General features: G+C 57.9%; 7 protein-coding genes and 1 pseudogene. All 8 read left to right on the top strand.

The features are described 5' to 3' along the window. The first annotated feature begins 21 nt into the window (after positions 1-21). The 8 genes and pseudogenes from tssI (at position 22) to YERSI8AC_RS19295 (ending at position 11191) form a co-directional block, all read left to right on the top strand. On the top strand, positions 22-2241 hold the full coding sequence (tssI, locus tag YERSI8AC_RS19330) for a type VI secretion system Vgr family protein (protein ID WP_089691643.1): 2220 nt from the start codon (positions 22-24) through the stop codon (positions 2239-2241). A gap of 3 nt (positions 2242-2244) precedes the next feature. After that, the gene (locus tag YERSI8AC_RS19325) at positions 2245-3441 is read left to right on the top strand and encodes a DUF2169 family type VI secretion system accessory protein (RefSeq protein WP_159177323.1); all 1197 of its coding nucleotides are present in this window, start codon (positions 2245-2247) and stop codon (positions 3439-3441) included. 29 nt (positions 3442-3470) lie between these two features. Beyond that, positions 3471-4949, top strand: coding sequence for an HNH/ENDO VII family nuclease (locus tag YERSI8AC_RS19320; protein ID WP_022522005.1), 1479 nt, complete (start codon positions 3471-3473; stop codon positions 4947-4949). An 18-nt stretch (positions 4950-4967) separates the two neighbouring features. Next, positions 4968-5546, top strand: a complete 579-nt coding sequence (locus YERSI8AC_RS19315; protein WP_022522006.1) for a suppressor of fused domain protein — start codon at positions 4968-4970, stop codon at positions 5544-5546. Positions 5547-5605: 59 nt separating this feature from the next. Further along, a pseudogene (locus YERSI8AC_RS19310) lies at positions 5606-6319 on the top strand (type VI secretion system Vgr family protein); the annotation flags it as partial. 246 nt (positions 6320-6565) lie between these two features. After that, positions 6566-7639 (top strand): DUF2169 domain-containing protein, encoded by a 1074-nt coding sequence (locus YERSI8AC_RS19305; RefSeq protein WP_022522008.1) that lies wholly within the window; start codon positions 6566-6568, stop codon positions 7637-7639. 469 nt (positions 7640-8108) lie between these two features. Then, positions 8109-9320: a YeeE/YedE family protein gene (locus YERSI8AC_RS19300; RefSeq protein ID WP_022522009.1), complete on the top strand. Its 1212-nt coding sequence runs from the start codon at positions 8109-8111 to the stop codon at positions 9318-9320. Between the two features lie 191 nt (positions 9321-9511). Continuing rightward, positions 9512-11191: an NAD-dependent malic enzyme gene (locus YERSI8AC_RS19295; RefSeq protein ID WP_022522010.1), complete on the top strand. Its 1680-nt coding sequence runs from the start codon at positions 9512-9514 to the stop codon at positions 11189-11191. Positions 11192-11229 lie beyond the last annotated feature (38 nt).

Here is an 11229-nt window from a genome sequence, read left to right as displayed (position 1 = left end):
GCAGCAGAGAGGGATCTTACAATGGCTGATAATACGGGTCTTCAGTTTACCCTGACCCTTCCCGGGGCTTCTGACACGGCGGTGGTGAGCTTTACCCACCGCGAAGCGCTGTCGGAGACGTTTGCGCTCACCGTTGAGTTCGCCAGCCGCACCCACGACCTGTCGCCCAGCGACTGTTTGGATCAAAATGCCACGCTGACCATTTGGCAGGATGGCGAGCCGTTGCGCCGGGTGCATGGCATTATCGCTGAGCTGCATCGCGGCGATCGCGGGCACCGGCGCAGCTTTTACCGCGTGGAAATTCGCCCCGCCCTGTGGCGACTATCGCTACGGCATAACTCGCGTATCTTTCAAGACACCATCCCTCATGATGCAATCAAAACGTTAGCCAGCGAGCGCGGCCTCACCGATATCGAGTTTGCCACTACGCGTACTCCGCCCAACCGTGAGTTCTTGGTGCAATATCGCGAGACCGATCTGGCCTTTATCGAGCGCCTGGCCGCCGAAGAGGGCTGCTTCTATTTCCATGAGTTTGAGAACGCCGAAGGCGGAGCCCATCAGTTGGTGTTTGCCGATGCCACGGTGGTACTGCCTAACATCGGCGAGCGTACCTACCACGGCCGCGCCGGTGGCACGCCGCCCCGACGTCACTTGCGCAAGTTACGCCAGGTCAGCCGGGTACGCCCCGCCTCGGCCACACTCAAGGATTACAGCTTCAAGAACCCGCCTTACGCCCAGCTACACGAACACCAGGCGCCCAATCTAGGGGAGCACGCTCAGCGAGAGGATTACGAACACTACGACTACCCAGGGCGCTATAAAAAGGATGCCTCCGGCAAGCCCTTCACCCGCCATCGCCTAGAATCGCTGCGCGCTGACGCCACCACCGCCGAAGCCGAAAGTGACCTGCCTGAACTCGCCCCCGGCACCTGCTTTACTCTCACCGACCACGATATCGATAGCCTCAACCGTGCCTGGCAGGTGGTATCGGTGGTGCACCACGGCGAGCAACCCCAGGCGCTAGAAGAGGATGGCATGGCGCGGGGGGGTAATGGGGCCAGCTCAGCGCAAGCAGGCGAGCTGATGACCCGCTACCACAATGAAGTGGTGATCATGCCCCGGGATCAGACCTTCCGCCCGGTGCCCAACCCCAAGCCGCGGGTCGATGGCCCTCAAGTGGCCTTTGTGGTCGGGCCAGCAGGCGAAGAGATCTACTGCGACAAATATGGCCGGGTCAAAGTACAGTTTCCTTGGGATCGCTACTCCGCCTCTAACGAAACCGCCAGCTGCTGGGTGCGCGTCGCCCAGGGCTGGGCGGGCGGCGGTTACGGCAGCATGGCTATCCCCAGGATCGGGCATGAGGTCATTTTGTCGTTCTTGGAGGGAGACCCAGATCAGCCGCTCATCACGGGGCGCACCTACCACGCGGTTAACCGGCCGCCCTACCCACTGCCAGCCTACAAAACCCGCACGGTCATCCGCACCCAAAGCCACAAGGCGGACGGCTTTAACGAGCTGCGCTTTGAAGACGAAGCGGGCGAAGAGCAAATCTGGGTGCACGCCCAAAAAGACCTCGACCTGCTGACCCTTAACGACCGCACCGAGGACATCAAGCGCGATAGCACCCTGCATGTCTTTCGTGATCGCACCACCGATATCGACCGCGACGAAACCCGTACCGTCCACCGCCATGAAGTTCATACGGTGCATGGCAACGAGACCCATACCGTGGACGGTAACGAAACCTTTACCGTGCACAAGAACCGCCGCAAGACGGTGGATGGCAACGAAACCGACCGCATCGGCAAAAACTGGTCGAGCAAAGTCGGCAAGAACAAAACTGAAACCGTTGGTAAGGCGTACCTGCAGAACGTCGGCATGGGTCGCATGGAAAACGTCGGCCTGGGCTACAGCCTCAACGTCGGGGCGATAATGAATACCCTGGTCGGGCTCAGCAAGAGCACCCAGGTGGGGCTCAACCACTCGCTCAATGTCGGGCGCAACATCACCCTCAAGGCCGGCAACCAGATCACCCTGCAGGTAGGCAACAGCCGGCTGGTGCTCACAGAGGACGCCATCTACCTCGATGCGGGCGAGATCCACGTCAAGGCGGGCACCAAGGTGCATGTCGACGGCCCCGATGACGTACTGCTCAACACCGGCACGGCCCAACCCGCACCGGGAAGTGCCGAGGAAAGCGATGGCCCTGAACCAAGCGACGCTAAGTCGCCGGGGTGGTAGTACATGGCGCAAGTGATTAATCCAACGTCGTTCCCCCATGCGCTGTATCGCAAGCTCGGCCCGGGCGGCCTCGAGTACCAAGTACTGGCGGTTAGGGGCACCTTTCGTTTCACCGGCAACAACCGCCGCTTGGCGTTAGCCGAGACCCAACGGCCCATTCGCTGGCAAGAAACCTATGCCGCTGGCCCAGAGGGCGGGCAGGCACGTTACATCGTAGACGACAGCGACCTTATCATCGGCAAGCCCACGACGGATGTACACGTCCATGGGATCCTGCGCTCACCCACAGGCCAACCGCGCAGCGCTTGGCAAGTCAGAGTTCAGGTGGGCCCGGTGGACAAACGCCTGATCGTACGCGGGCCACGGGAGTTCCGTTGGCAGTTGATTGGCGGCTGGCGGGTGACGCAAGCCGAACCGGTCAGCGAAGTGCCGCTGGACTACCGCTATGCTTTCGGTGGCCACTACACGCCGGAAGCGCACGAGGTGGGCAATGACACCCTCGACGTCGCTGCTCGCACTCTCTACTACCCCGACAACCCAGTCGGGCGGGGTTGGCTGCCGAAGCGCGCAGACTATAAGCAGGCGCCAGGCGAGGTGGCGAAGTACCTCAGACCCGACCTTAACGCCGTCACGCGGCTGCCTGCGCCGCAGCTCGAAGACCCCGACTGGCCCGTGCATTCCCCCTTTGACCGCCTTCCCCCGGCGGGCTTTGGCCCTATCGCCCGGTGGTGGCAGCCACGCATCAATCGCCAGGGCACCCTCGATGAGGAGTGGCTCGCCCACCGCCACCCCCATTGGCCGGACGACTTCGACGCCCGCTTCTACAATAGCGCCCACCCCGACCTGATGGCTCCCGACTACCTGCGCGGCGATGAGCTAGTCATCCTCACCAACTGCTTGGCCGGTAGTCAACGTCTCCAGTCGGGCAATGTCAGCCTCTATAGCTATCGCACCCGTTTGCCCGGCCTTGCCATTAAAGCGCTGGCTGAACAGCAGAGTGGCAAACAGACGGTGACCCGCTTAGCGCTGGATACCGTAGGCATCGACCTGGATCTCAACGAACTGACGCTCACCTGGCGGGCGCTGTTTCCGCCCCAGGATCCGCTGCGCCGGATGGTCGTCGCCGCGACTGGGCTGCGTTCCCCGCGCACGGCATCCGCCGTGCTACCTGCCACCGGAGGAACACGCCATGTTGGATAACACCTTGACTATCTGCGGTGGGGGCTCGAATGGCTGAACCTGAAGACATCAGATTACCGACCCTGCGGGTTGTTATTGAGAGCGACGACCCCAGCGAGAACGAAGACGAGCTTCCTGATGGTAACAGCAGCACGCCAGCAGAATCCCAAGGAGAGCCGCTGAGCGGCCTCAGCCAGCACATCGCGAATTCCGATGGTGTATGGAAAGCAATTGCCAGCGCCCCCGACTTCTGCTGGGTGGGTAATAGTATTACGGCTTTCGACTCCAGCGCCACGCTGGACAACCCGGTGCGCTACTCCCCCAACGTGATCGCTGCCGGGCGTGAGGTTTATCGCGAGAGCGACCTGTTCCAAGGTGTTCAAGGCGATGCGGGCCGGCATGTGGTGTCGGGTACCTCTTTAGGTAGCGGCTGTGTGCTGATCCTCCAAGGCCAGCGTAACGTCAAGGTCAATGGCCTGCCGGTGGCTCGCCACGACAGCCCCTGCACGGTCAACTGCAACGCAGCCGGTATGGGCGGCACCCCTGGCTATCTGACCACCCAGCAACAGTCAGTCGACAGCTCCCCCGAGCAATCAGGCGAGGGCGGTCCCGGTTATAACCCTGGCGAAGAGGGTCTCCGTGTCATTAACGACAAATGGGAAGGCGTCAAGTCAGCGGCCAAAACCGCCTGGGAAATGTTACCGTTTACCGGTGACGAGGCTACCACCGGGGCCGCCCGTGATCGTGCGTGGCAAGGCGCCAAAGACACCTATGAAGCGGTGGACGTACTTACTGGGCCAGGCTTATTGGATCTACTCGACAGTGGGGTTGGCTACGTCACTGGTGACGCAGAGCGCGCTGGACGGTTCGGAGAAGAATGGAAGCGCACCGGAGAAGCCTACGGCGGGCTCTGGGACGCGGGGGTAGAAGCCTGGCAAGAAGCCGAAGAGCGTAACGGCACCTTCGGCGCCATGGAGATGAGCGCGGCGGTACTACTTGGCGAATTAGTAGGTGGGAAGGGCACCGGCGTGCTCAGAGGGGCGACTAAAATCCCCGACCTCGAGACGCCACCTCCTCCGCCTCCACCTAGCAAGGGGGTGCATGTAGAATCGCCTTCGGATAGGATTAGAAGGGATAGCGATGCAGGAGATACAAGCAATTCAAGAACGGCAAATTCTAATTTTGATGAGTCTGGAAATTTAACTCCAGAGGCACGAAAGCTTTACCAACGGCCATCAGGTTATCGCAAGGGTGTCAGGGAGCAAGTTTGGGAAAATGCGAGAGCGCCAGATGGTAATGTCTATGATCCTATAACTAAAGAGGCTCTGGATCCAAATCGCCCCTGGGATATGGGGCATAAACCTGGTTTCGAATTCCGAAAACATCAACAAAGTGCAGCAGAACGCGATTTAACGAGGCGTCAGTTCTTGAATGAACATAATACGCCGGGTCATTTCAGGCCCGAACATCCAAGTTCAAACCGTAGCCATAAAGGTGAAAATCTCACCGATGACTATTTTGGCTTTTAGATCTGAGAGAGGCTTTAAATGGCAAATATATCTGAAGAGAATAAACAAATTGCTAGAAGGCTTGCGGCAATTTTTGAAGGAAAACCTAGCGTAAATAGGTATTGGGATGAAGCAGAAAACTCTTTTGTTGACCTTGTCACGTGTGCAGATCAGCCCTGCGAGGGCGTGACATCTTACGGTACAGTTGGTTTGTCAGATCATCCTTTAATCCAAAACGGTACCGAATTTTCTGCCCGTTTGGAGTTGGTTGGTGCGTCAGCTAATTCGACTACTGTTTTCCCTAATATACTGACAACAGCGGCTTTCTACATTATCAATGAAAAATGGTTTTGTTGCCCAGGTGCGGTTTTGCAGAATGCAGTTGCTATGTATGAGTCGTCTCTGGATATGCAGCATCTAATATTTGTTTCTCCCTTTTTGTGGGATGATTTGCAAACAGTTCAATATGAAAACAAAACTGTAGCGTGGCTGTTAGCAGTTCCTATCTCGGAAAATGAGAGGCAATATGCAGAAGAGAAAGGAACCGATGCGTTGGAAGACTTATTTGAGCAGCACCAAATAGATATATACGATTTATCTAGGCTGTCACTTCTATAAATTTTCAGTGGATTTTGCTTGTTATTAGCAATAGTCAATATTATTGATCAGACCTCCTCTATGCTGTTCCCAACGAAACCACCAGTTGCTGGGTGCGCGTCGCCCAAGGCTGGGTGGGCGGCGGCTACGGCAGCATGGCGATCCCGCGGATTGGTCATGAGGTAATAATCTCATACTTGGAAGCTGACCCGGACCAGCCACTGATCACCGGGCGAACCTACCACGCGGTTAACCGGCCGCCTTATCCGCTACCGGCCTACAAAACCCGCACGGTCATCCGTACCCAGAGCCACAAGGCGGACGGCTTTAACGAGCTGCGCTTTGAGGACGAAGCGGGCGAAGAGCAAATCTGGGTGCACGCCCAAAAAGACCTCGATCTGCTGACCCTTAACGACCGCACCGAGGACATCAAACGCGACAGCACCCTGCATGTCTTTCGCGACCGCACCACCGACATCGACCGCGACGAAACCCGCACCGTTCATCGCCATGAAGTCCACACCGTGCATGGCAACGAGACCCATACCGTGGACGGTAATCAAACCTTTACCGTGCACAAGAACCGCCGCAAAACGGTGGATGGCAACGAAACCGACCGCATCGGTAAAAACTGGTCGAGCAAAGTCGGTAAGAACAAAACCGAAACCGTTGGCAAGGCGTACCTGCAGAACGTCGGCATGGGCTACAGCCTCAACGTCGGGGCGATCATGAACACCCTGGTCGGGCTCAGCAAGAGCACCCAGGTGGGGCTCAACCACTCGCTCAATGTCGGGCGCAACATCACCCTCAAGGCCGGCAAGCAGCTCACCCTGCAGGTAGGCAATAGTCGGCTAGTGCTCACAGAGGACGCCATCTACCTGGATGCCGGCGAGATCCACGTCAAGGCGGGCACCAAGGTGCATGTCGACGGCCCCGATGACGTCCTGCTCAACACCGGCACGGCCCAGCCCGCACCGGGAAGTGCCGAGGAAAGCGATGGCCCTGAACCAAGCGACGCTAAGTCGCCGGGGTGGTAGTACATGGCGCAAGTGATTAATCCAACGTCGTTCCCCCATGCGCTGTATCGCAAGCTCGGCCCCGGCGACCAAGAGTATGATGTGGTGGTGGTACGCGCCACCTACCAGTTCACCGAAGACAACTGGCCGCTGTTCGAAGCCAGCCACCAGCAGCCGATTCGCTGGCAGGCCACTCTAGAGGGCGACAACGACAACCTGTATGCCCAGGTCATCACCGACGACCGCGACGTGCTGCTCGGCAAACTCAGCACCGAAGTGCACGTGCATGGCACCCTGCGCTCGCCCACCGGGCAACCGCGCAGCACCTGGCAGGTGCGGGTACAGGTAGGCCCGTTGGACAAACGCCTGATCGTGCGTGGGCCACGGGAGTTCCGCTGGCAACTGCTCGGTGGCTGGCGGGTCACTGACCCCTCACCGGTGAGCGAAGTGCCGCTGGACTACCGCTACGCCTTCGGCGGCCACTACAGCCTGCCCGACGGGGACGCCCTCGCTAACACGCTCTACTACCCCGCCGGGCGGGGCTGGTTGCCATCACGCGCTGACTATAAGCGGGTGTCCAGCGAGGTCATCCGGTACCTCAAACCCGACCTTAACGCTGTGACACGGCTACCCGCACCCCAACTGGAAGACCCGGACTGGCTGGTCACCTCACCCTTTGACCGTCCGGCCCCGGCAAGCTTTGGGCCCATCGCCCCCTTGTGGGAGCCCCGGGTCAGTTATCAAGGCACCTTCGACAACCACTGGAAAACCCAGCGTTTGCCCTACTGGCCCGAAGACTTCGACTATCGCTTTCACCACAGCGCCCCGGCGGATCTGATCGCCCCCGACTACTTGCGTGGTGACGAACTGATGATCCTCACCGACATGAGCGAAAAGCCGCTGTTCACCCAGGCCCTGAAGAAGCTGGGCCCGCTGAGGCCGGACGAAGTCTATGGCTTTGAGCCTGCCCTAGTTGCAGGCGGTGAATGGTCCGTTAACAACCTGGCCAAACTGAACCTAGATATCCATCTGACCATCCTGCGCCAGATGGCCCCGCCGGAGATCCCGTTCTCCGGGGTGAAGGTCGATATAGATTAAACAAGGGAGATTTCTACAAATTGTTAAGCACTTTATTCTAAGAGGGAAAACTTCGAGTAGTTCTTTTTTCGTTCGATACGCCCCTGGGTGAGGGTTGCCTAAGCGGCGACTATGGCAGCATGGCGACCCACAGGATTGATCATGAGGTTATAATATCACATTTGGAGGCTGAACCGGGCCAGCCGCTGATCAGCGGGCGCACCTACCATGCGTCCAATACACCGTCTTACCCGCTTGCGCCAAAAAAACTCACACTGGCATCCGATTTACCAGTTTAAGAGGTGGAGTAGGACATAGTGCCAAGCTGCTGTGTGGCTCCAGCATCCATATATTCCATAAAGACATAAGCACCTCTCAACAAAGAATTTCCCGCACTCTACAGCTATCGTTAGGCTTATAACTATTGTCCATGTCTACCAAAAGCGCCTGTTTGTTAACAGGCGCTTTTGGTGCTGCTAAAGGTGAATGTATGTCTACAACGACGGTTGCTGCGCCGCAGAGCTATCGCGTGCCGCTGATAGCCACAGCGGCGATTGTGCTGGGTGCGTTGCTTATTGGGGTTGTCTTTGACGCCAACATTGGCCTGTTGATGATTGTCGGCGGGCTATTTGGCATGGTGCTGTATCACGCTGCCTTTGGTTTTACCTCAGCGTGGCGGGTATTTATTACTGAGCGGCGGGGGCGTGGCCTGCGTGCCCAAATGGTGATGCTGGCCATTGCCGTGGTGCTGTTTTTCCCTGCCCTGGGGGCGGGCACGCTGTTTGGTAACGAGGTGTCGGGCTTTGTGGCGCCTATTGGTATCTCCGTGCTTGTAGGGGCGTTCCTGTTCGGTGTGGGCATGCAGTTAGGCGGCGGCTGTGCCTCTGGCACGCTGTTTACCGCGGGCGGCGGTAACGCTCGTATGTTGATTACGCTGGTGTTCTTTATTGTCGGCTCGGTGATTGGCTCGGCGCATTTTGCCTGGTGGCAGAGCTTACCGGCTTTTCAACCGGTATCGCTGGTTAACGTCGCCGGGGTCAGTGGGGGGATCGCCATTAGCCTGGTGCTGTTTGCGGCTATTGCGGCGTTTACCTGGGTGATGGAGAAGCGTCGTCATGGTCAGTTAGAACAGGCGCCCATGGTCGATAAGCATGGCTATGAGCGTTGGTTGACTGGGCCTTGGCCGTTAGTGGCGGGCGCGGTGGCGTTGGCGCTGCTCAACTTTGCCACCTTGGCACTGGCAGGCCGCCCTTGGGGAATTACCTCTGCGTTTGCGCTGTGGGGTGCTAAAGGCTTTGAACTGGTGGGCGGCGATGTCAGCCAGTGGGGCTATTGGCAGTCCCCTGGCAACGCAGCGGCCCTTAAAGCCAGCGTATGGAGCGACATCACTACGGTAATGAATGTCGGTATTATGCTGGGCGCGCTGGCTGCCGCCAGCTTGGCGGGTCGCTTTGCACCTAACTTCAGAATCCCGTTGAAATCTATCTTGGCCGCGGTCATCGGCGGCATCTTGCTAGGTTATGGCGCGCGTTTGGCGTTTGGTTGCAATATTGGTGCTTACTTCAGCGGCATTGCCTCTGGCAGCCTTCACGGTTGGGTATGGCTGGTAGCGGCGTTTGCGGGCAACATGTTTGGCGTTAAGCTGCGGCCGTTCTTCTTCGCTGGCGTGGAGGGGCGCAAACCCACCGCTAAAACTTGCTAGGGCATCGTTAGATCACTAGTTAATCGCGCCATCACGCCTCGGTTTAGGCTTCCTAAACCGAGGCGTTTTTTTATCAACATGGTCGCTCTCTTCCACCTTTGTCGCAGGAGCATGTTACATTACGCTCAAACGCCGCAAACGCCCGATGTTGCTGCATTGCAGCAGTGATTGACATAAAAAAGAGAGTGCTTATGACTACCGAGAGTAGACGCCCCCTATACCTTCCTTACGCCGGTCCTTCTTTGCTCGAAATGCCGCTATTGAACAAAGGCAGCGCGTTTACTCAGCAGGAGCGCTTGGCGTTTAACCTGATTGGTTTGCTGCCGCAGAAGGTAGAAACTATTGAGGATCAGCTAGAGCGGGTCTACCGCCAGTACCAACAATGCCATAGCGACCTCGAAAAGCACATCCACCTGCGCGCCATTCAAGACGACAACGAAACACTCTATTTCCGTATGGTTTCCCAGCATCTTGAAGAGATGCTGCCGATTATTTACACCCCCACGGTAGGGCAGGCGTGTCAGGAATTTTCCAACATTTACCGTAACCACCGCGGCCTGTTTATTAGCTATCCTGACCGCGAACATATGGATGATATCCTGCGTAGCGCCACCAAAGATAACGTCAAAGTGATCGTAGTGACGGATGGTGAGCGCATTCTAGGCCTAGGCGACCAGGGCATCGGGGGCATGGGTATCCCGATTGGTAAACTGGCGTTGTATACCGCCTGTGGCGGCATTAGCCCCGCCTACACGCTGCCGATCATGATTGATGTGGGCACTAACAACAAAGCACTGCTGGATGATCCCATGTACATGGGCTGGCGCCACGAGCGAGTAGGGCAGGAAGAGTACGATGCTTTCATGGCAGAATTTATCGCTGCTGTGAAGCGCCGCTGGCCTAACGTACTGCTGCAGTTTGAAGACTTTGCCCAGGCCAATGCGGTGCCGCTGCTAGAGCGCTACCGCAACGAGCTTTGCTGCTTCAATGACGATGTGCAGGGTACTGCTTCTGTGGTAGTGGGTACGTTAATGGCGGCTTGTCAGGCCCGGGAAGAGACCATTGCCCAGCAGCGTGTGGTGTTTGTGGGTGGCGGATCGGCGGGGTGTGGAATCGCCGAGCAAGTGGTCGTAGCGATGGAAGCGGAGGGCTTGACCGAAAGCGAGGCCCGATCGCGCATTTATATTGTCGATCGCGAAGGCTTGATGACCAGCGATCAAGAGTGGCAGCGCGACTTCCAGCGCCGTTTAGCCCACGACCCTTCGCTAGTCGCCGAGTGGAATGGTCAAGGTCTGGAAGAGACGATTGCTCAGATCAAACCAACAGTGCTGATCGGTGTCTGCGGCCAGCGCGGTATCTTCACCGAGCAGGTGGTGCGCACCATGCACGCGGGTTGTGAGCACCCGGTCATCATGCCGCTGTCTAACCCTACTTCCCAGGCAGAGGCCGTGCCAGAGGATGTTATTCGCTGGACCGACGGCCAAGCCTTGGTAGCCACCGGTAGCCCCTTTGCGCCGGTGGTTTACAACGGCCGCACTTATCCGATTGCCCAGTGCAACAATGCCTATATCTTTCCAGGCATTGGGTTGGGCGTGATTGCTGCCAGTGCCAATCGAGTCACCGACGAGATGCTGATGAGCGCCTCGCGGGCGCTGGCCCGTGAAGCGCCGCTGGTTAAAGAGGGCAAGGGTGCTTTACTGCCGCCGCTATCGCGTATTCGCGATATCAGCAAGTCGATTGCTTTTGAAGTGGCTGCCCAGGCACAGCAGAATGGCGTGGCACTGAAAACCAGTGGTACGACGCTACGGGAACTGATTGAAAAGGCGTCCTGGTCGCCAGATTATCGCACCTATCGCCGTCGCGCTTTTTAATCACTCGGCTAAAAAAAGCCCCCACCGAGGTGGGGGCA

The organism is Halomonas sp. 113 (assembly GCF_904067645.1).
In the GTDB taxonomy this organism is placed as follows: Bacteria; Pseudomonadota; Gammaproteobacteria; order Pseudomonadales; family Halomonadaceae; genus Vreelandella; species Vreelandella titanicae.
This window is presented reverse-complemented; position numbering and strand designations above follow the sequence as displayed.